Origin of the sequence: Sorangium sp. So ce128 (assembly GCF_051525245.1) — a bacterium.
GTDB classification, from domain to species: Bacteria; Myxococcota_A; Polyangia; order Polyangiales; family Polyangiaceae; genus Sorangium; species Sorangium cellulosum_B.
Window position 1 is genome coordinate 12273444 of record NZ_CP150313.1, and the last position, 20824, is coordinate 12294267.

At 71.3% G+C, this 20824-nt stretch carries 19 protein-coding genes and 2 pseudogenes; 9 read left to right on the plus strand and 12 right to left on the minus strand.

What is annotated here, in order from left to right:
- Positions 1–396: 396 nt before the first annotated feature.
- From WME82_RS46460 to WME82_RS46485, 6 genes are all read right to left on the minus strand, one after another.
- Positions 397–1374, minus strand: a complete 978-nt coding sequence (locus WME82_RS46460) for an NADPH:quinone oxidoreductase family protein (protein WP_438040576.1) — start codon at positions 1372–1374, stop codon at positions 397–399.
- Positions 1375–1474: 100 nt separating this feature from the next.
- Positions 1475–2101, minus strand: a complete 627-nt coding sequence (locus WME82_RS46465) for a hypothetical protein (protein WP_438040577.1) — start codon at positions 2099–2101, stop codon at positions 1475–1477.
- A gap of 198 nt (positions 2102–2299) precedes the next feature.
- Entirely contained in the window at positions 2300–3076 is a 777-nt protein-coding gene (locus WME82_RS46470) for a hypothetical protein (RefSeq protein ID WP_438040578.1), read from the minus strand.
- A 281-nt stretch (positions 3077–3357) separates the two neighbouring features.
- The gene (locus WME82_RS46475; protein WP_438040579.1) at positions 3358–4446 is read right to left on the minus strand and encodes an ABC transporter ATP-binding protein; all 1089 of its coding nucleotides are present in this window, start codon (positions 4444–4446) and stop codon (positions 3358–3360) included.
- Positions 4443–5825 (minus strand): oligopeptide/dipeptide ABC transporter ATP-binding protein, encoded by a 1383-nt coding sequence (locus WME82_RS46480; protein ID WP_438040580.1) that lies wholly within the window; start codon positions 5823–5825, stop codon positions 4443–4445. The genes WME82_RS46475 and WME82_RS46480 overlap by 4 nt, the downstream gene beginning before the upstream one ends.
- The gene (locus tag WME82_RS46485) at positions 5822–6523 is read right to left on the minus strand and encodes a DNRLRE domain-containing protein (RefSeq protein WP_438040581.1); all 702 of its coding nucleotides are present in this window, start codon (positions 6521–6523) and stop codon (positions 5822–5824) included. The genes WME82_RS46480 and WME82_RS46485 overlap by 4 nt, the downstream gene beginning before the upstream one ends.
- 274 nt (positions 6524–6797) lie before the next feature.
- On the opposite strand from WME82_RS46485, the gene WME82_RS46490 reads away from it, so the two are divergent.
- Positions 6798–7235 carry a hypothetical protein gene (locus WME82_RS46490; RefSeq protein WP_438040582.1) on the plus strand — a complete coding sequence of 146 codons (438 nt, stop codon included), beginning with the start codon at positions 6798–6800 and terminating at the stop codon, positions 7233–7235.
- A 129-nt stretch (positions 7236–7364) separates the two neighbouring features.
- Here WME82_RS46490 and WME82_RS46495 read toward each other — a convergent pair whose 3' ends face one another.
- Positions 7365–8267 carry a LysR family transcriptional regulator gene (locus WME82_RS46495; protein WP_438040583.1) on the minus strand — a complete coding sequence of 301 codons (903 nt, stop codon included), beginning with the start codon at positions 8265–8267 and terminating at the stop codon, positions 7365–7367.
- Positions 8268–8343: 76 nt separating this feature from the next.
- Here WME82_RS46495 and WME82_RS46500 point away from each other — a divergent pair, with 76 nt between their 5' ends.
- The 3 genes from WME82_RS46500 (at position 8344) to WME82_RS46510 (ending at position 12238) form a co-directional block, all read left to right on the plus strand.
- On the plus strand, positions 8344–9204 hold the full coding sequence (locus tag WME82_RS46500; protein WP_438040584.1) for an aldo/keto reductase family oxidoreductase: 861 nt from the start codon (positions 8344–8346) through the stop codon (positions 9202–9204).
- A 152-nt stretch (positions 9205–9356) separates the two neighbouring features.
- Positions 9357–11744 (plus strand): hypothetical protein, encoded by a 2388-nt coding sequence (locus WME82_RS46505; protein WP_438040585.1) that lies wholly within the window; start codon positions 9357–9359, stop codon positions 11742–11744.
- A gap of 209 nt (positions 11745–11953) precedes the next feature.
- Entirely contained in the window at positions 11954–12238 is a 285-nt protein-coding gene (locus tag WME82_RS46510) for a hypothetical protein (RefSeq protein ID WP_438040586.1), read from the plus strand.
- A gap of 248 nt (positions 12239–12486) precedes the next feature.
- Here WME82_RS46510 and WME82_RS46515 read toward each other — a convergent pair whose 3' ends face one another.
- Positions 12487–12828 carry a hypothetical protein gene (locus tag WME82_RS46515; RefSeq protein ID WP_438045030.1) on the minus strand — a complete coding sequence of 114 codons (342 nt, stop codon included), beginning with the start codon at positions 12826–12828 and terminating at the stop codon, positions 12487–12489.
- Between WME82_RS46515 and WME82_RS46520 the strand changes: the two genes are divergently transcribed.
- From WME82_RS46520 to WME82_RS46530, 3 genes and pseudogenes are all read left to right on the plus strand, one after another.
- Positions 12804–13442 carry a DUF998 domain-containing protein gene (locus tag WME82_RS46520; RefSeq protein ID WP_438040587.1) on the plus strand — a complete coding sequence of 213 codons (639 nt, stop codon included), beginning with the start codon at positions 12804–12806 and terminating at the stop codon, positions 13440–13442. The two genes, WME82_RS46515 and WME82_RS46520, sit on opposite strands and share 25 nt — an antisense overlap.
- A gap of 40 nt (positions 13443–13482) precedes the next feature.
- Positions 13483–13713 (plus strand): annotated as a pseudogene (locus WME82_RS46525) (proton-conducting transporter transmembrane domain-containing protein); the annotation flags it as partial.
- Positions 13637–14179, plus strand: a pseudogene (locus WME82_RS46530) (MnhB domain-containing protein); the annotation flags it as partial. The pseudogenes WME82_RS46525 and WME82_RS46530, both read left to right, overlap by 77 nt.
- Before the next feature lie 140 nt (positions 14180–14319).
- Here WME82_RS46530 and WME82_RS46535 read toward each other — a convergent pair.
- From WME82_RS46535 to WME82_RS46550, 4 genes are all read right to left on the minus strand, one after another.
- On the minus strand, positions 14320–15285 hold the full coding sequence (locus WME82_RS46535) for a universal stress protein (RefSeq protein WP_438040588.1): 966 nt from the start codon (positions 15283–15285) through the stop codon (positions 14320–14322).
- Positions 15286–15356: 71 nt separating this feature from the next.
- Positions 15357–15668 (minus strand): hypothetical protein, encoded by a 312-nt coding sequence (locus tag WME82_RS46540; RefSeq protein WP_437913901.1) that lies wholly within the window; start codon positions 15666–15668, stop codon positions 15357–15359.
- Entirely contained in the window at positions 15665–17995 is a 2331-nt protein-coding gene (locus WME82_RS46545; protein WP_438040589.1) for a nitric-oxide reductase large subunit, read from the minus strand. Before WME82_RS46545 ends, WME82_RS46540 begins: the two co-directional genes overlap by 4 nt.
- A gap of 211 nt (positions 17996–18206) precedes the next feature.
- Positions 18207–19094 (minus strand): SDR family oxidoreductase, encoded by an 888-nt coding sequence (locus tag WME82_RS46550; RefSeq protein ID WP_437854833.1) that lies wholly within the window; start codon positions 19092–19094, stop codon positions 18207–18209.
- A 111-nt stretch (positions 19095–19205) separates the two neighbouring features.
- On the opposite strand from WME82_RS46550, the gene WME82_RS46555 reads away from it, so the two are divergent.
- Both WME82_RS46555 and WME82_RS46560 read left to right on the plus strand, forming a co-directional pair.
- On the plus strand, positions 19206–20138 hold the full coding sequence (locus tag WME82_RS46555; protein ID WP_438040590.1) for an AraC family transcriptional regulator N-terminal domain-containing protein: 933 nt from the start codon (positions 19206–19208) through the stop codon (positions 20136–20138).
- 142 nt (positions 20139–20280) lie between these two features.
- Complete coding sequence (locus WME82_RS46560; protein ID WP_438040591.1) at positions 20281–20751, plus strand: hypothetical protein; 471 nt, start codon at positions 20281–20283, stop codon at positions 20749–20751.
- The last annotated feature ends 73 nt before the right edge of the window (positions 20752–20824 follow it).

Here is a 20824-nt window from a genome sequence, read left to right on the forward strand (position 1 = left end):
ACGTCTATCCTCTTGCGATCTGAACGCGGCATCTGGACTCCTGGAACCGGTCGTGCCCGCCACGTATCGGTATGAGGTCGGAACGCCGGAATAGGGACGCCCGTCGCTGTCGTTGGCTGTCGCGAGGAGCAGTCCTGCCTGCTCGCGTCGGCGGCCGGTGGCGGCAAGACCCACTGTGTCAGAGACGCGCAGGGCAAGGTCTCGTTCTCCTGGCCCGGGAGCGAGTGCCAGCGCGTCAACCGCAACGACGGCCAGGAGGCGCTGTTCCCCTACGGCTTCGCCCTGATCACGGCGGATCAGGACACGATCGGCGAGCTGTCCGAGGCGTCCATCGACGCCGACCGCAACTGAGCCCTTGCTCTGCGCCGCTGCCGATCTCCCGGGCGGCGGCCGCCCTCATCGCCGGTTCGTGAGCACGACCTTGCCGGTGGTCGCGCGGGACGCGACCGCCGTCATGGCCGCCTTCGCCTCCGCCATCGGCGGCGCAGCCGAGACGAGCGGCTTGATCGCGCCCTGGCCGTAGAGCGCGTAGAGCTCGTCTTGCGCCCTCCGCGTGAGATCGGGCCGGGCGCGGCTGTAGGTGCCCCAGTAGAGGCCGACGACCGAATAGTTCTTCACGAGCAGGTGGTTCGCGCGCGCCGCGGGGATGCGGCCGGAGGCGAAGCCGATCACCACGATGCGTCCCTCGAAGGCGACGCATTTCGTCGACTGATCGAAGACGTCGCCGCCGACGGGGTCGAAGACGATATCGGCGCCCCGGCCCGAGGTCCGCTCCTTCACGATGGCGACGAAGTCCTCGCGCCGGTAGTCGATCGCGACGTCCGCCCCGAGGGCGCGGCAGACCGCCGTCTTCTCCTCGCCGCCGGCGGTCGCGATGACGGTCGCGCCGGCCGCCTTGGCGAGCTGGATCGCCGCGCTGCCGACGCCGCCCGCGCCGGCGTGCACGAGGACCGTGTCGCCCGGCTGGACGCCGGCGCGCCGGTGGAGCGCGAAATAGCCTGTCTGGTAGGTGATGGTCATCGCCGCGGCGTCCTCGAACGGCATCGCGTCCGGGAGCGCATAGGTGGTGCGCGGCCCCGCGATCGCGCGCGTCGCGTACCCGCCCGAGCCGGGGAGCGTCGCGGCCACGCGGGCGCCCGGCGGGAGCGACGGCTCGCGGCTCTCGACGACGACGCCGGCGACCTCGAAGCCGGGGATGAACGGCGGAGTCGGCTTGACCTGATGGGCGCCCGCCGTGAAGAGCACGTCGGGGAAATTGATCGCGGCGGCGGCCACCTCGATCCGGACCTCCCCCTCGGCGAGCGGGGGGTCGTCGACCTCTTCCCAGACGAGGATCTCGGGGGGACCGAAGGCGTGTCCGCGCCAGGCGTGCATGCGCGCGGACCTTAGCAGAAAGCCCAGGCGACCCGGCGGAAGCCGCCGCGGCGCCGCCTCGCGCGCCGGGGATCCCCTGCGGGGTCGCCGGCGCGCGAGATCAGCGGACGATCTCGATCGGCAGCTTCGCCGTCACGGAGCCCTGCTCCTGCCCGTCGAACGTCACCTCGACATCGTAGGTCCCCGGCGCGAAGAACTCGTCTTCCGGGTTGTCCGTGTCCGATGGCCCGCTCCACTGCCGCCCCGACCAGGAGATCGTGTGCGTCGCCGCCGTCGCGTCGACCTGCACGGTCGCCGCGTCGTCGGGAGCGCAACACCCGGTGTCACAGAGGCAGTACTGCTGTGGATCTCCCGCCGTCGACAGCCCTGTGATCTGGTACGTGACGAACGAGCGCGGATCCGCGCTCGGCACGACGCAGTGCCCGCACCCGTCGGAGGCCGCGATCTCGATCGGAGGGACGCTCGCGTCTGTCGTGACCGTGTAAACGAACTCCGCTGGCTCGCCCCTCCAGTAGACGCAGCGGCTGGACTCGATCGATATCGTCACGCCCGGGATCGTGCCCTGGACGTCGCGCACCGCGCACGGCTCGGCCCCCGGCGGCAGCCCGCGGTCGCCGCCGCTGCTGCTGCTCTCGCCGTCGCCGCCGCTCCCGGCGCCCTCCTTGCTGCCGCCGCATCCGGTCGCGCACGCGGCCGACAGCAAGGCTATCGCCAGAGCTCGAAGCATGTCGTTCGCCATTCCCTCACCTCTCCCTCCTTCGCGCCACGCCGCCTGTCTGCGGCGGCGCGCGATCGGCAGCAAGGGAGATGCTCCGCGAAGCGCGCGCGGGCTCCGGAGGGACAGGCCGTGGCTCGCACCACCGCGGGCCGTCGACTGTGCCACCCTGGGCCGCGGCCTGCTTGCGGGCGTCGCGTCAGCCGTGCTTCAGGGGTAGATCTCGATCGGCAGCTTCGCCGTCACGGAGCCCTGCTCCTGCCCGTCGAACGTCACCTCGACATCGTAGCTCCCCGCCCGGAAGAAGGCGCCCTCCGGGTTGCTCGTGTCGGACGGCCCGGTCCACTGCCGCCCGGACCAGCGGATCGTCTGCGTCACCGTCGTCGCGTCGACCTGCACGGTCACCGCCTCGTCGGGAGCGCAGCAGCCCACGTCGCACAGGCAGTAGAGCTGCGGTTGCGGATCGGCGCCCCACGAGAGGCCGCTGATCTTGTAGGAGACGAACGAGAGCGGATCGCTCGTCGGTTCGACGCAGCGCCCGCAGCCGGTGGAGGCCGCTATGTCGATCGGGGGGACGCTCGAGTCGGTCGTGACCGTCAAGATGAACTCCGCCGGCTGTCGTTCGTGGTAGGAGCACCGGCTCGACTCGATCGATATCTTCACGCCGGGGATCGTGCCCTCGACGTCGCGCACCGCGCACGGCCAGTCCGACAGGCCGCAGCCGCCGCCGCTGCCCTCGCCGCAGCCGCCGGTGCCGTCCTCGCCGCTGTCGTCGTTGCCCCCGCCGCCGCTGTCATCGCCGCCGCTGCCGCCGTTGTGGCCGCCGCTTCCGCCGGTGCCGCCCTCGCTGCCGCTGCTGCTGCTGGCGCCGCTGCCGCCGTTGCCGCCGCTGGCATCAACGCCGTCATTCACGCTGTTCTTGCATCCCATCAGGCACGCACTGGACAGCAGGGCTGCCGCCAGCACGCGAAGCACGTCGCTCGTCATCGCATCACCTCGTGGCTCCGCCACCGAACCTCGCGCGCGGCGGCGCGGGGCGTGCAGCAAGAGGGATGCCTCGCGCGACAAACGCAGATCCCGCAGGAGCGCCTCTGGCGCGTGACACACCGGATCTTCGATTGTGCCAATTTGAGCCGTGGCGGACAGGTGAGCTGGTGCGCTCCCCAGGGCGCCATTCCCGGCGGGCCAGCTGTTCCGGGCCATCTCGATCTCAACGCACGAACCAGCGGCCGGCCCGGCTCATCCTGCGGCGCGCCGGCGCGCCGCCGTCACTCGATCTCGGGGTACCAGCACGCCACGCGGTGGCCGCTGCCGGGGACGAGCTCCTCGAGCGGCGGGATCTCGACGTCGCATTTGCCCTCTTCGGCCTTCCGGCAGCGAGGGTGGAACACGCAGCCGTCGGGCGGGTTGATCGCGCTCCCTGGCGCGCCCGGCAGCAGGCGGCGCGCCTTGCTCCCCCGCTCGATCGACGGCGTCGCCTCGAAGAGCGCGCGCGTGTACGGGTGGTGCCGCCGCCCGGCCACGCCCTGCGTGGGGCCGATCTCCACGATGCGGCCGAGGTACATCACCGCGACGCGGTGGCTCACGTGCTCGACGACCCGGAGGTCGTGCGAGATGAACAGCAGGCCGAGCGACAGCTCGTCCTGGAGCTCCTCCAGCAGGTTGACGATCTGGGCCTGCACCGAGAGGTCGAGCGCGCTCACGGGCTCGTCGCAGACGATGAAGTCCGGGCGCACGGCGAGGGCGCGGGCGATCGCGACCCGCTGCCGCTGGCCGCCGGAGAGCTCGTGGGGGAAGCGCTCCATCATGTCCGGCCGCAGGCCGACCTTCTGGAGCGCGCCCTCGACCATCGCGGTCTCCTCGTCGCGGCTCCTCGCGAGGCGGTGGATGACGATGCCCTCGCCGACGATCTCGCGCAGCGTCATGCGCGGGTTGAGCGAGCCGTAGGGGTCCTGGAAGACGATCTGCATCCGCCGGCGCATGGCCCTCAGCGCGCGGCTCGACAGGGCGCTCAGGTCGTGGCCGTCGAAGAGGACCCGGCCGACCGTGGGCTCGATGAGCCGGAGCACGAGGCGCCCGAGGGTGCTCTTGCCGGAGCCCGACTCGCCGACCAGGCCGAGCGTCTCGCCCCGGTGGACGTGGAAGGTCGCCTCGACGACGGCCTGCACGAACGACGGCTTCGCGAAGGCGCCGCGCTGCACCGGGTAGAACTTCGAGAGCCCCTCCGCCTGGACGAGCGGCCGCTCGCCCGGCGCGCTCTCCGCGCCCTCCGGGTGCGCCGCGGCTGCAGGGTGCACGTGCGGCGCGGCGGGCTCGTCGCGCTGCGTGGGCGGCGGGGATCCGCTGTCGCGCGTCACGAGGCGCCCTCGTTCCCCGCGCGCCCCGGGCCCGTGAGGAGGAAGCAGCGCGCCGCGTGGTGCCCCGCGCCGGGCGGGACGGCGTACAGGTCCGGCGCCTCGGCGCGGCAGCGGTCGAACACGGCGTCGCAGCGGTCCTGGAAGCGGCAGCCGCGCGGCGGATCGCGCAGATCGGGCAGCGCGCCCGGGATGGTCGGCAGGCGGAGCGAGCGCTCGCCGCGCACGCGGTGCGGGCGGATCCCGCGCGCCGGGATGCTCCTGAGGAGCGCGCGCGTGTACGGGTGCGACGGCGCCGCGAGCACGTCGCGCGCCGGCCCTTGCTCGACGACGACGCCGGCGTAGAGGACGACGATCTCGTCCGCGAGCTCGCCGACGACGGCGAGGTCGTGCGCGATGAGCAGGAGGCTCATCGACGTCTCTGCCTTGAGCCGCTCGAGGAGATCGAGGATCTGCGCCTGCGTCGTCGTGTCGAGCGCGGTGGTGGGCTCGTCGGCGATGAGCAGCGAGGGCTCCGGCGCGAGGGCCATGGCGATCATGACGCGCTGGCGCATCCCGCCGGACAGCTCGTGCGGGTAGCTGTTCGCGCGGACCTCGGGCTCGGGGAAGCCGACCTTGCGCAGGAGGTTCACGGCGTAGAGCCGGGCGTCGCCGCGGGACATGGGCCGGTGCAGCCGGATGGCCTCGGCGATCTGGGCGCTGACCGTGTACACGGGGTTCAGCGAGGTCATCGGCTCCTGGAAGATCATGCCGATCTTCCCGCCGCGCACGGCGCGCATCTCGCGCTCGCTCAGCGCGAGGAGGTCCTGGCCGTCGAGCTCGATCGAGCCGCCGTCGATGGACGCGTAGGGCGCGGGCAGCAGCCGCAGGATGCTCAGCGCGGTCACCGTCTTCCCGCAGCCCGACTCGCCGACGAGCGCCACGGTGCGCCCGCGCGGCACCGTGAACGAGACGCGGTCGAGGGCGCGCGTGACGCGGCCGTCGGCGGCGAACGAGACGCGGAGGTCGCTCACCCGGAGCAGCGTGGGCGGCGGGGCCTCCTCGGGCGAGACGGGCGGCGCGGTGCGGGGCAGCGGGAGGGGGCGCCCGCTCGCCGTCGAGCGCTGGGTGACGGCGGGCTCGTCGTCGTCGAGCAGGCCGCGCGCGAGGGCGCCGTGGGGGACGGCGGAGGCGCTGGGCGCGGGAAGAGCGCCTGCGGTCGGCGCGGCGGGCGCGGGAAGAGCGCCAGCGCTCGAGGGGTCGGGTGTGGCCGGGGCGCTGGGCAGGGAAGGCGCGCTGGGTACGGGCGGCCTTCTCTCGCCGAGGTCGTGGCGGATCAGGGGAAGCGGGAGCGAGTTCCGCGCGCCGAGGTCGTCGTCCTCGTCGTCCTGGCCGTTGCTCACCGTACGTACACCTCGAGGCGGGGGCCGACGCCCTGGGAGATGCCCATCGAGTAGGCGGCCCCGACGGCGTCGCTCCCCGCCGCGAGGATGGCGATGCCGTGGTCGTCCTTGCGCCGCCTGGCCCAGTCGCGCACGAGCGAGGTGACGTCGATCCGCAGCGGCGTCGCCGGTCGGGGCCGCGCGATGGCGGCGGCCTCCGGGATCGACAGCCGCGGCTGCCGCCCCCACGTCGCCGTCTCGGAGCGCCACGGCTCGAGGATGCGCGCGACCTCCAGGGTGAGCGCGCGCTCGGCGGGAGGCGCCATCGGGGCCGGCTCCAGCACGACGAAGGCGCTCGCGATGTCGGCGCCGACGCCGAAGGTCGGCGAGAACCGGAGCAGCAGGACGACTTCACCGGCGCCGGCGCGCCCGAGCGCGACGGCGTCGGGGATGCCTGGCGCTGCCGCGGCGTCGTCCTCGACGAGGACGGCGAGGTCCTCGGGCGGAAGCAGCACGCGGCGCGCGTCGAGGGGCGCGGGGAGGGCGCTCGCGGGCCGGCAGCGCCCGGCGACGCAGTAGCCGGCGCCGCAGACGCCCGCGCCTGCGCACACGCCCGCGTCCTTCGCGGGGCCGCCGCCGCAGCCCAGGAGCGGCGGCGCCGCGACGAGCAGGGCCACGGGCGCGAGGGCGGCGAGCAGACGCACAGCGGGGGCGACCATAGCAGAGGGCGGCCCGGGTAGGGCGCCCCGGTGGCGGGGGCGGGGCGCGGCGGGGGTGGTGGCGGGCGCGGCGCATCCGAAGCGGGGGCGCGCGCTCGGGCGTGGAGGGCGGCGGCGCGCCCGGGAGGGGCCGTGGCGGGCGCGCGCGGGCCGCTGCCCGAACGGCGTGGTCGGCGTGGACGCGGGGAACGCGGGCGTCTCGAGAGGCGTTGCCGGTCAAGAGCGTCGCGATCCCTGTTGTCGGGCCGCGGCCGCTCTGCTGGGATGCCGTGTCGTGCGCGTTCGAGCCATTACCTTCCTGAGAGCGCTGTTGATCGTGGCCGCCGTGCCTGGGGCGCTCGCCGCCTGCGGAAAGAAGGCGCCGCTCGGGTCTCCGTGCCGCGCGGACGACGACTGCGCTTCAGGCCTCGCCTGCCACCGCGAGCAATGCCTGCACGAGGGGAGCGCCCGGCGCCTGCGCGACGAGGAGCAGCGCGCCTCGGGCGAGGGAGGCGCGCGGAAGGTCGGCGACCGCGTCGAGGTCGAGTGGAAGGGCTCGTACAAGCCCGCGATCATCACCGGCGTCGTCGCCCCCGGCTCCTACCGGGTCCACTTCGATGGGTACGACGCGCAGTGGGACGAGGTCGTGACGGAGGCGCGCATCAAGGGCGGCGCGCGCTCGGGCTCGGGGCAGCGCACGGCGGTGCCGGCGGCGAGCAGCACGCCGCGCTGAGCGGCGGAAGGCGGCGCCCGGAGCACGCGGAGCTCGGCCGCGAGGGTCGGGAGCGGTGCCGCGAGGCAGCTCCGCAGCGCATCGCCTGCCCGATAGCCGGTGAATCGATCTCCCATGCTCCCACCATGACTATTTGCCGTCCGCGCGGATGAAGTCGACGAACGCGCGAAGCGCGGCGGGCATGTGGCGGCGGCTCGGATAATAAAGAAAGGGGCCGGAGAGACGCGACCACCAGCGCTCCAGGACCGGCTTCAAGGCGCCGCTCTCGAGGTGCGGGCGCAGCCAGTCCTCGAACCAGTAGATGAGACCGGTGCCCGCGATCGCGGCGTCCACGAGGAGGTCCGTCGCGCTCCCGAGGCTGCCGACGAGCGGGCCGGTCGGGTCGACCTTCACGACCTCGCCGTCGCGCTCGAATTCCCACGGGCACAGCGCGCCGTTCGGGAAGCGGCCGCGCAGACACGCGTGATCGAGGAGCTTGCGCGGATGGGTCGGGCGCCCGTGCCGCTCGAGGTAGGCGCCCGACGCCGCGAGCGCCAGGCGCTGCTCGCGCTGGCCGATCGGGACCGCGATCATGTCTTTCTCGAGCGTCTCTTCGTAACGAATGCCTGCGTCGCAGCCCGCGGCGAGGATGTCGACGAGCGTGTCGTCCGCCGTCACCTCGACGCGGATATCGGGATATGCGGCGAGGAACGGCGGCAAGATCCGTGGGAGCACGAGCCGCGCGGCGACGACGGGGACGTTCAACCGGAGCGTGCCGGCTGGCTTTTCGCTCGAGCTCTTCACGACGTCGAGCGCCGCTGCGATCTCGGCGAGCGCAGGACCGAGCCGCTCGAGGAGACGCGCGCCGGCCTCGGTCGGCGCGACGCTGCGGGTCGTCCGATGAAGAAGCCGAACGCCGAGCTCGCCCTCCAGCCGGCGCACCGCCTCGCTCGCGCTCGACGCGCTCGTGCCGCTCGTGCGGCTCGCCTCGCGGAAGCCGCCGGCGCGCGCCACCGCGGCGAAGACCCGGACGTCGTCGAGATCCACTGCCATTGTTCGCCTTTCCGCACGGGCCGTGCTGATTCGAGGCTCTTATCATACACCCCGTCGTCGCCTACCGTCGACAGCCATGACGGATCTAGCCAAGGTCGGGACGTTCAAGATGGGCAGTCGCACGGTGAAGCGCTTCGGGTACGGAGCCATGCAGCTCGCCGGGCCGGGCGTGTTCGGACCGCCGAGAGACCGCGGTGCCGCGCTCGCCGTGCTGCGCGAGGCGGTGAAGCGCGGCGTCGATCACCTCGACACGAGCGACGTGTACGGGCCGCACGTCACGAATCAGATCATCCGCGAGGCGCTGCACCCGTATCCGAGGGATCTGGTGATCGCCACGAAGGTCGGCGCAAGACGCGGCCCACAGGGATCCTGGGAGCCGGCGTTCGCCGCCGAGGACATCGCGAGCGCGGTCCACGACAACCTCCGGAACCTCGGCGTCGACGCGCTCGACGTCGTGAACCTGCGCATCCTGTTCGACGCGCAGGGACCCGCGGAAGGCTCGATCGAGGCGCCGCTCTCCGCGCTCATGAAGCTGCAGCGCGAGGGCAAGGTCCGCCACATCGGTCTCAGCAACGTGACCGCGAAGCAGGTGGAAGAGGGGCGCGCGATGACCGAGATCGTGTGCGTGCAGAACCTGTACAACCTCGCGCACCGGCAGGACGACGCGCTGATCGACAGCCTCGCCGCGGCGGGCATCGCGTACGTGCCGTTCTTCCCGCTCGGCGGCTTCTCGCCGCTCCAGTCCTCGACGCTGTCCGACGTCGCGCGTCGGCTCGGCGCGACGCCGATGCAGGTCGCGCTCGCGTGGCTGCTGCGGCGCTCGCCCAATATCCTCCTCATTCCCGGGACGTCGAGCGTCGAGCACCTGCGCGAGAACCTCGCGGCGGCAGATCTCGAGCTGTCCGACGACGCGATGAAGGCGCTCGACCGTATCTAGATCACTCTCAAGGTCGCATTGTCCCGCTCACTCGGGTGGTAGAAGGGGAGGGGACGCGCAACAACGTCGATTGTGCAGACTCGATCCCTGCGACGCCCCCTGGAGCCGCCTTGGCAATGAATGGCCAGTGGATCGGCGGCATCGAAGGCGCCATGCACACGAGATCCACCCAGATTGTCGCGGTGTCGTTCATCGCTCTCCTCGGTTGCTCCGACGCAGGGGGCGGAAACCTCGGCGGAGGCGGAGCTGCTCCTGGAACGACGACCGGCACGGAGGGCGGCTCCGGGGGCGGAGACGGAGGAGGCGGAGGCTCCGGCGGCGAGAATCCCACCCCCGGCTCCGGAGGCCACGGCGGCGCCGGGGGCTCGGGCGGTGAGAGCTCCACGTCGGGCTCGGGCGGCGCCGGGGGCTCGGGCGGCGAGAGCTCCACGTCGGGCTCGGGCGGCGCCGGGGGCTCGGGCGGTGAGAGCTCCACGTCGGGCTCGGGCGGCGCCGGGGGCTCGGGCGGTGAGAGCTCCACGTCAGGCACCGGCGGCGCCGGCGGCGAAGGAGCCGGCGGCGCCGGCGGCGGCGAAGGGGGCAGCGCCGCCTTCGGGCCGTGCGGCACTGCAGGCACCTCGTTCGGCCCTCCGGAGGCCTTTCTCGATCTCGGTCACCAGAAAGGCCTCAGCCGGCTCTTCGTCTCCGGAAGCCGCGTGCTGAGCTGGGACTACGATCGCTGGATGCTCTGGGATACCGACTCCAGCGCTGCGATCGCCGACGGACACGCGCCGGGCGGCTTCGACCCCGGCAGCCCGACGCTCGGGACCCTGCCGTTCGAGCTGCCGGGCGGCGTGGTCCTCCGCGGCAACATCGTGCTGATCCAGACGGACCCCGAGCACGCCTTCGAGCTGCGCAGCGCCATCGACGGCTCCGTCCTGGCCTCCGTGACCACCGAGTACGACCAGGCGGGGCTCGCGAGCGACGGCAGCTACGCCTGGACGCGCCGCCAGTCCACCAGCACGATCACGCTCTGGAGCACCGCGGGGGTCGAGCGCTGGTCCGCACCGGTGAGCCACCACGGCGACGTCTACGCGGCGCCGGACGCGCTCCGGATCGCACCGGAGCCTCCTGTTCCCCCGCAAAATAGCATCGCCGTGCTCCCCGCTGACGGCTCGCCTCCCACGGTCACCCCCGAGCTCTCCGGCTCATTCCACTCCTGGTTCCAGGATGGCGAGCGATTTCTCACCACCGTCGGCACGACGGTGCGCGTGTACTCGAAGGCGGCGATCCAGGAGGGCATCGTCAACCTGCCGTCGATCACGCAACTCGCGGGGACGCGCGACTATTTCTGGATGCTCGCGGACGACAGAGCGGGCTCTCCGCTCATGGTCTATCGCGTCGGAGGCGGGGCCGTCCCCGTCGCCGAGTACCCTGACCGAGCCGACTATCGCTACACGTTCACGCCGACCGAGCGTGCGCTCGCCTTGCTCCACAAGCAAGCGTCGAGGCTCGACATCATCGATCTCGACGGCCCCGAGGTGACCCTGAGCGAACACGTGCCGCCGCTGGTCGCGAACGCCCACGTCCACATCGACCAGGAGCTGCGCCTGGCGGTCTCGAACGTGTACGGCGCGATCTCGTACAAGGGCACCCTCACCGATCCGGATAGCACGGGGCTGCTCGGCTGCGGCGCGCTCCACTCCGTCGCAGGCGCTCCCTCGGGGCACGTGGCGCTCGCGACGGGTTCGGGGAAGACGCTCGTCTATGATACGGCGGCGCTCGACGCCGGACCCTCGGCGGTCGTTCCGTTCCACAGCAACAAGGTGCTGCTCTCGGCGGACGGCGGCCTGCTCGCGGCGCGCGCCGCCCTCGATCCGATGGTCACGGACACATCACTCCGTCTTTTCTCGCTGCCGGACGGCGCGCAGCTCGCCTCGCTCTCGCGCGAGGAGGTGATTCAAGACTTCTCGATGTCCTTCGACGGCAGCACGGTCGGCCGCACTTACCACGTCGACTCGCACAGGACGGAGCGCGTCGTGAGCGACTGGGCGGGCAGCGCGCCGCTCTTCCAGGACACCGGGCACCGGCCGGCGCCGCTCGTCTCCCCCGACGGTCACCACGTCGTCGTCACGGACTCCGCCCCCTCGGAAGGCTGCGGGTTCACGCAGCTCTACGAGGACAGCGCGCTCGTCAACGTGGTGCCCGGCTGCGCGATCGGCTGGCTCGACGACACCCACGTTCTCGTCCAGTCGTACACCCGCTTCCTCCAAAGCAGCCCCTGGACGTATCAGGCCTCCACGATCTACGACGAGCTCGGCAACCCGGTCGACGCGCCGCCGCTGCCGAGGATCCCTATCCGCACCGACTCCGGGGATGTGAGCGACAACTACGGGATCCAGCCGGTCTCGGCGACGGCGCTCTACTCGCGCTACGACGGCGTCCTCTACGACATCGAGACGGGGGCGGCGCTCGCGACCTTCCCGGGCTTGCGAAGCGCCGTCGCCGGCGCCTTCATGGTCCATCCGTGCGGCTACGGCGTGTGCGCAGAGACCTACTGAGCCGGCGTGCGGCGCCCGGTTCAATCTCCGCCGGATTCCAGCAAGACGCGAACTCAAAAATCGACATCGGCCCGTGCCCAGACTGGCTCCGTCACGTTCTTCCTAGGGCGAAGGGGCCGGCGACAACGGCGGGCCGCTTCCGGGGCGCCGCGCTGCATGGGCCGGCCGGCTCCCCTCCATCCACACGTTGCGAGCTGCAGGGCTGGACCATGCGCAATACTTATCTCATGGCGTCAATTTTCCTTGCGACCGCGCTCCTGGGGGCCGGCTGCAAGACGGGGACATGCGCGGATGCCGTCGAGCACGCGGAGGCCTGCGGGGTCGACGGCCTCGAGCTCGAGGACGATCTCGTCGGCTGCTCCGAACACGAGGAGTGTCGCGCGTCGTGCGTGCTCGACGCGCCCTGCGACGAGATCAAGGCGTCTTTCGCCGGCGGCACGGACCGGAGCACGGAGGCCTGGCGCTGCTACGAGCAGTGCCCCATCTCCGATTGATGGCCATTCCACCGATCGATTTTCACTCCACAGCCTGCGGCCCGCGCCGCGAAGCCTGAACCGTGCGCGGGGCACGCGCCTCTGCCCGCTGCACCCGCATCGCCTGCGCCTGAGTCGCCCGCGCCTGCCAACGCCGTGGGCGACGACGTGAGCCGCATGGTGTGGTGGCCCGCCTCATCGAGCGCCCGGGGTGGGGCGAAACGGCGGACACGTCGCCGCTGGCGACCGACCCGGGCGGCTGATGCCGGTCACCAGCCGGATTTCTCGTCCTCGCCCAGCGCGCCGCCGATCAGGCCGGCCGCGCCGCCCACGGCCGCGCCGCTGGCGCCTCCGAGGAGGCCTCCGACGAGCGCCCCCTTGGCAGCCCCTCCGGCGAGCTCGTCCTCCGGCGAGGACTCCCTCGCTTCTCCCTTCGCCGCCGGGTTCGCCTGCTCCTGCTGGCTCGTCGCCTGTGTCGGCCGATCCTTCTGCTGCTTTTTCATGATGAGCTTCGGAGCAAGCGTCGTACCAGCGGCGACGGCGGGCCGCCGGAGCGGGGCGGTCTCCGTTCGGCCTGGTTCGATCCATGCACCGAATTCGTGATCTCGCATGGACGGATCCTCCCTACAGCTACACGCATCACTACATCAGCAACCTGGGAGTCCGTGGGCCCCTCGAGGCTCTTGGCCAGTTCATGAACTCGCCACTCGCGTGGGTCATGAACACCGGGTTCTTCCTCTTCGGGATCATGTTCTTCATCGGTGTCGCCGCGCTCGAGGGCCTGCGAAGCTGGCGCCGCTTGGCAGCGCTCATCCTGGGAGCTCTCGTGGCGCTCGGCGGCGTCTTGCTGGCATTCAACCCCGGTTCCGGAGAGCCGCCCGACGGCGCGGTCGACTATCACGGCCTGGGCGCCTTCGCGTCTATCGTCGGAGGCAACGTGCTCGCGATCTTTCTTGGACGCCAGCGCCAACAGATCGGAGTCACTCCGAAGGCCGGGAGGGCCATGGTCGTCCTCGGCGTGTTCGGGCTCGCCTCGATGGTGGCGTTCCTCGCGGTCGCCAGCTCGGGGGCCAACGTCCTCATCGGCCTCGTCGAACGCTGCGCCGTCTATCCCCTCCTGGTCGGCTTCATCTGTGCGGGGGCGTCGATCTGGGATCGCAGGACCGCTCATGCAGCTTCCCGACCGGCGCCGCGAACGCCGCGACCCCTCCCACCTTTTGGCTGAAACCCGCGCGGTCGGCAAATACCCTCGCGCGCCATGCCTGTCCGTCAGCCACCTCGGCCTCATCACGCTCCTCTTCGGGCTCAACAGCTCGCTCGCCGCCGTCGCCGGCGTGTTCCACATCATGAACCATGCGACGTTCAAGGCCTCGCTGTTCATGGCCGCGGGCGTCGTCGACCACGAGACCGGGACGCGCGACATCCGTCGCCCTCCTGCGCCGCTTTCGACCGCCCCCGGAGAGCATCGAGCAGCTCCAGCAACAGAGAGCTTTGCCGGCCGACATCGTCACCGACCTCATGAAGCCGCGCACGGCCGAGGACGCCGAGCGCGGATACATGATGGTGCCGGCGGTCATCGCGCGCGTGCTCCTGCCGGTCTCCGTCCTCGTCGCAGCGCACTTCCTTCTTCGCGGACACAACGAGCCAGGCGGCGGCTTCGTGGCCGGCCTCGTCGTCGCGATCGCAATGCTCATGCAGTACATGGTCTCGGGGGCGCTCTGGCTGGAAGCGCGCGCGCGCCTGCGTCCGGCGCGCTGGATCGCCGCTGGACTGCTGCTCGGGGCGACCACGGGCCTCGGCGCGCTCGCCGTGGGTTATCCCTTCCTTACGACGCACACGGCCCATGTCAGGCTGCCGCTGGTCGGCGAAGTACACCTGCCGAGCGCCACCTTCTTCGACCTCGGCGTGTTTGCGGTCGTCGTGGGGGCGACGCTCCTCACCCTCACGGCGCTCGACTCCTGAGGGCGGTTCGAGGCCGGGGAGCGGCTCATGCGCGAACGTGGGCCAGGGTCGCCCGATGCGGCGCGCCGGATGCTCATCCAATGCATCGGCCGTGGGCGGACGGCTGCGGTGGGGCCCAGAACGAACAGCAGGATGCAGCTTCATTCGGGCTCCTCGGCGCGTGGCCGAGCAGGCACGATCAGCACGTCGCTGGCGACCTCACGCAGCACGTCTCCAGCGACCGTCCCGAGGAAGGCGTGAGCGACCCCGGAATAGCCGTGGGTGCCGAGCACCAGGAGGTCGCTGTCTGCCTTCTTGACTGCCTTCTCGATCACGCGCCGCGCGGAGCCGCATCGAACATGCATCTTCCAGGGCGGCACCCCTGCTGGCCGCGCCTTCGCCCGCGCGAGCGAGGCGGCGAGCAGCTTCACGATCTGCTGTGTAGCTGCTTGCTCGAGCTCGCTGCGCCATGCCTCTGCGTCCTCCTCCGAGAGGCTGGGATAGATGACTCCGCGATAGGGAGTGTCGAACGCATGGATCACCAGGACGCGCGGCCGCGGGGTCGGAATCAACCGGAGCATCAGAGCGAGCACATCCGTGGATCCTTGCTCGAGATCGAGGGCGACCGCGGGCCGGCTGTACGCCGCGCGAGGAGCCAGCCGAACCGCCAGGACCGGGAGCTGCCCGCGGCGGATGACACGCTCCGCGGTCGAGCCGAGGAAGGTGTCCCGGAGCGCGCGGCTGCCGCCGCGACCCATGACGATGAGCTCGGCCCTCGTCGAGGTCGCGCAGCCTGCGATCTCCGCGGCCGAGCTGCCGACCTTCACCACCGGTTCGACGTCGACGCCCTTGGGCAGCGTCTTTACGAGATGCCGCGCCTCGTTCACGAGTGATTTCCTGGCATCCTGCTCGGCGCGGTCCTGGGCCCTGGCGGGGAGGTTGCCGGGAACGACGTGAAGCAGCGTGACGCGAGCTCCATCGGCCAGAGGCAGAAGTGCAACTCGGCCGAGGACGCGGTCCGAGATGGCCGTCAGATCGACGGGGACGAGCAGCGAATGGAAGCGCTCGGCCTCGTCCATCTCGGGCTGCCCTTCGCCTGCCTCAGGCTTCTTCAGACGCTCGGTCATCGTGTGGCCTCCTCTCTATGAAGCAGGTCCCTTTTCGGAGAACGCCCTCCACCGCGCCTGGAACAGCCGGTCTAGGCGCGACGGCCGCCTCGGGCGAACGCGGCCAGGCCCCTGGCGAGCGCCCTCGTCACGAGCGCCGCGGCGAGGCCAAGGATCCCGAGATCAGCGAGGCCGTGGTTCCGCAGCGCGACCGCCCCGACGATGCAATCGCCCGCGAGAAGGACCACGAGCGAAAGGCCGAGCTGAAAGCGGCGCGCGTCGTCGTGCGGCCACCCGGGCGCGGGCTCGGCCCTGGCTCCTCCGAACGCCCGGATCCCTGCGGCGATCCCCAGGAGAAGCACCGCATATCCGGCGCCGAGCAGCGCCTCCGGCGCGACGCTCACGGGAGCTCGCCCTGCCCCGCGCCCGAGGGCGCTGCCCTCCCGGCGCTGTCCGGCGGCGCCTCGATCTCGGTGAAGAGGTTGTCCTGGGCCCCTGGTCCCGCGAGCTGCGGGACGCGATGGCGGACGCCGCGGTAGGCGAGGAGGAGGAGCGGCAGGGTGCCGCCGAGGATGAAGAGCACATCGCCCGGCAGGCGCATCCACTCCATGAGGCGGTTCGTGGGGTTCGTCAGGTACTGGAGCTCTCGAGCCTCGAAATAGCCGTAGCTCACCGCGTGGTGGAGCTGCATGAGCCCGAGCGGGAACAGCGTGGCAAAGACCATCCACGCGAGCCCGACGTTCAGCGACCAGAAGCTGATCTTGGCCGCCCTGTCGGACCACCGCGCCGGGGGTATCAGGTAGCGCAGCGCGAAGAGCGCGAGCCCGGCGGCCAGCATGCCATAGACGCCCATCATCGAGGCGTGCCCGTGGTTGGCGGTCAGCGCGGTGCCGATCTCGTAATAGGACACGATCGGCAGGTTGATCAGGAACCCGAAGATCCCGGCCCCCAGGAAGTTCCAGAACCCCACGGCCACCAGGAACATGATCGCCCAGCGATGCGGGAAGGGCTTCGTCGACTGTTCGCCTTGCGCGATCCCCAGGCGGAGGAAGGTCCACGCCTCCACCGTGAGGAAGGTCAACGGGATCACCTCCGCGGCCGAGAAGAAGGCGCCGAGCGCCATGTGCTCCACGGGCGTGCCGGAGAAGTACAGATGGTGCATGGTGCCGATCACCCCGCCCGCTGAATAGAGGATGACCTCCAGGTAGATGAGCCGCAGCGCGATCGCCTCGGCCACCACCCCGAGCAGGACGAAGAGATAGGCCACCATGAGCGTGGTGAACAGCTCGAGGAAGTCCTCCACCCAGAGGTGCACCACCCAGAAGCGCCAGAAGTCGGTGCTCGTGAAGTTTGCGCGCGGGTGCGCGAGGAGGCCTACGGCGTAGAAGGCCGGGATGGCCAGCGCGGCGAAGAAGAAGAGCCAGGGCATGTTGCCCCGGTGCTCGACGGCGAGCCGACCCCGGAGCACGCGGAAGAGCAGCGCCACCCAGGAGAACAGGCCGAGCGTCAGGAGCACCTGCCAGAAGCGGCCCAGATCGAGGTACTCGAACCCTTGGAGCGCGAACCAGATGCTGTTCGAGGCGCCGTGGATGGCGAGGAGCTCGCCGAGGAGGCTGCCCGCGACGACGATGACGAGCGCCCCGAGCAGACCATAGGCGAGCCAGCTCTGGCCTCTCGGCTCGCGCCCGCTGATCATGGGCGCGATGAAGATGCCCGCGCCGAGATAGGAGACCGCGACCCAGAAGATGGCGAGCTGCAGGTGCCACGTGCGCACCAGGTTGAAGGGGAAGGCCCCGGCCAGGTTGATACCGAAGAAGCTGGACAGCTCGGCGCGATAATGCTGCGTGGCGCCTCCGAGGACGGACTGGAGGGTGAACAGCAGCGCCATGACCAGGAAGAACCACGCCGTCGCGCGCTGGGCTGGGGTCAAGGCGACCTCGCCCGGCTGGCGGAAGCTGAGCCGGTGCCCTTCCCGCCCGTGCCAACCGAGGAAGCGCCATCGCCCGAAGGCCGCGAAGAGCAGGCCTGTCCCGCCGAGGAGCGCGATGAGCGAGAGCACGCTCCATACCACCAGCTCGCCCGTGGGCTGGTTCCGGACGAGCGGCTCTGGAGGCCAGTTGTTGGTGTACGAGTAGGCCTCTCCGGGTCGCTCCGCCGCGGCGGTCCAGGCCGTCCAGGCGAAGAACGAGGTGAGCTGCGAGAGCTCGCGAGCGTCCGAGAAGAGGCCGGAGCGCAGGCCGTGCTTGCCGCTGGGCTGGGCGAAGAAGCGGCGATAGTGATCCTTCAGCAGCTCGAAGGCCTCCGCCTGGGCATCGGTGAAGACCAGCGTCCCTGTCGCGGGATCATAGCGGTTTTGACGAAAATCGCCGACGGTGCGCGCGAGCGCCTCCGCCGAGCCCACGCCGCCGTGGCGAGAGGCGGCGTGGGAGGCGGCCCGGCGGAGGTAATCGGCGGTGAAATCCGGGCCGAGGTAGGCGCCGTGGCCGAAGACGGATCCGTATTCCATGAGCCCGTTGCGCAGGAACAGCTCCTGACCCGTGAGCACGTCGTCGCCCGTGAACAGAACGCGCCCCGCAGGGTCGACCACCCGGGCGGGGATGGGTGGCTGTGCCGCGTAGGTGCGGTAGGCGAGCAGGCCGAGCACGAAGAACCCGAGCAGGAAAACGAGGGCCGTCGCCTGGACCCAGCCGCGCGAGATGAGGAGGTTTCGCCGTCCGGAGGAGCGCGCCATGGGAATGCCGGGAGCAAGCCGAGGAGGGCCCACCCGTTCTCCGAGATGACGACCGAGGAGGCTGCGTTGCGCGGCGTTCGTGCGCCTGGACGAGGAAACGGGGGTCTTTCCGCGGATTCCTCCTGGCCGCTGCCGGCGAGCTCGTGCTGGAGGTCGGGCGGCGTTCGGCGCCCCTGGAGCTCGGCCGCGAGGGCCGGGATCGCGTACTCCGCTATGCGCGCGCGAAGTACGTGCCGTGCTCGAGGTCGGCGAGCAGGCCCGCCTGCTCGGGCTTCCAGCCGAACCGCGCCTGCGTGATCGCGCTCGACGCGGGGGTGTCGAGCGCGAAGAACCCGCCGAGCCAGCCGAAGTGCTCCTTGGGGACCGACTCCACTGGCAAGCCGAGCTTGCGGCCGATCACGCCGGCGATGTCGCGGGTCGGGATGCCCTCGTCGCCGACCGCGTGGAGCCACGCGCCGGCCGGCGCCTTCTCGAGCGCGAGGACGAACAGCCGCGCAGCGTCGAGTCGATGCACCGCGGGCCACCGGTTCTCGCCGGCTCCGACGTACCCGGAGCGCCCGGCCTTGCGCGCGATCTCGATCAGCATCGGGACGAACCCGTGGTCGCCATCATCGTGGACCGACGGCGGCAGCCGCACCGAGGAAACGCGCACGCCGCGGCTCGCGAACGACAAGGCGAGCCGCTCGGAGGCGGCCCGCGGGCCGCCGGCCGACGGGTCGGGCGCCTCGTCCTCGGTGACGACCCGGCCCGCCGTGAAGCGCGCGATGCCGGAGGCGATGACGAGCGGGCGCTCGGAGCCGGCGAGAGCGCCGCCGAGCGCCTCGATCGCGCCGCGGTCCTTCTCGCAGTTGCCGGCGTAGTCGGTGAAGTCGTCGTGGGAGAACGCGCAGTGGATCACCCCGTCGCAGGCGGCGGCGCCGCGGCGCAGGCCATCGAGATCGGTGAGCGAGCCGCGGTGCACGTCGACGCCGGCGGCGGCGAGCCTCTCGGCGGACGCGTCCGAGCGCGCGAGGCCGAGCACGCGGTGGCCGGCGCGCGCGAGCTCGGGGACGATGGCAGATCCGATGAAGCCGCTGGCTCCCGTGAGGAAGATACGCATGGGACACCTCTCCTTGGTTCGCGATCCACCATGTCACCGCCGCGGCGCACGCGAAATACACGGCCGTCTCCAGTTCTTGCCCGATCGTCTACGCGAGGCTAGGCTGCCACCGTGAGCTCTGGGCGCGACGAATTGCGCGACGAATTGCGCGACGAATTGAAGGCCCTCATCGCGCGCTGGTGCCCCAGCGACGGCGTGCACGCCTCGCCGGTGCCCGGAATTTCTTGCATCAAAGTCTCGCGCCAGCAGCAACGCGCGAAGCGGCACTGGCGCGCGTCGTTCTGTATCGTCGTCCAGGGCACGAAGGAGATCCTGCTCGAGCGGCAGGTCTTTCGCGAGCGGGAGCCGCACTACATCGTCAGCCCCATCGACCTGCCGGTGACGAGCCGGGTGATGGGCGTGTCGCCGGCGCAGCCGCTTCTGGGCCTGAAGATGGACTTCGACGCGGCCCTGCTGCGCGAGGTCGCGGCGCAGCTCGACCGCGCGCGGCCGGATGGCCTCGAGAACCCGGGGCGCGTGATCTTCATCGGCAAGGCGAGCGACCGCATGCTCGACGCCGCGGTCCGGCTGGGCGCGCTGCTCGCGACGCCCGACGACGCGGTCGTGCTCGCGCCGCTCGTGAGGAAGGAGCTGACCTTTCACCTGCTGAAAGGCCCCGACGGCCCGGCGATCCGCCAGCTCGTGCGCGCGGGCAGCCAGGCGCACCGCATCGCCGAGGCGGTCCATCACCTGCAGGCGTCGCTCGACGAGGACGTCGACATCGCCGCGCTCGCGCGCACCGCAGGGATGAGCCGGGCGGCGTTCTTCAAGCGGTTCAAGGAGGCCACCGCGATGAGCCCGCTGCAGTACCAGAAGCGCCTGCGCCTGCTCGAGGCGCGCCGCCTGATGGTCGAAGAGGGCGTGGGCGCCGAGGTCTCGGCGTTCCAGGTCGGCTACACGAGCGCCTCGCAGTTCAGCCGCGAGTATTCGCGGATGTTCGGCAACTCGCCGCTGCGCGATGCCCGCGCGCTGCAGCAGAGGGCCGCGGTCGTCCAGGACATGTAGCCCGGCCGCTTCCATCGACCTCCTTCGTTTCCGCTCCCACGTTCCGCCCCCGTGGCCGCCTCGAGCTGAAAGATCGAGCTCGCCCAGAAACCGCTCGGCGCCTTCGCCGCAGGACTGGGCACCGCTCGACACGAGCGCGGCGATGCGTCGAACGCCGAAGCATGCGGCCGTATCCGGACACGGGCTCAGAGCTGCCCACGACGGTGACTTCGACGAGCTCGAGCCGATCGAGCAGGGCGCGGTAGCGCTGTGCGAGGCCAGCGATGATGGTCAGCCATTGCGGGTGGTGCGTCCCGTCGAAGCCGGGATGGGTGGGAACGATCACCCGGGCGTGGTTGCGTTCGGCGAGTGTCTTGGCGAAGCCGGCCGCCGACCGGGGACCGGCGCCGCCGTGCAGGAGCAGGAACGGGTGTCCGGCGCCGTATGCGTCGAGGGTGACATCGACGTGGCCGCGGCCGGGAAGGGTGAGGCTGCGCGTTGCCATGGGGGCTCCTCGTGGGGTTGCGGCGAGCGCGCTCGCCGAACCGCTGGTGGTAAAGCTCTTGTCGAAGCGGCACGCGCGCGGATCGTCCCGCTGGGGCGCAGCCTGGCGGCTTCGATGACTCGACCCTAGCGCCTTGCTCGACGGCGTACATTGTCCGGACGTGCCAGAAAGGTGGCGCGCGACGCGCGCGCCCGAGCCAGCA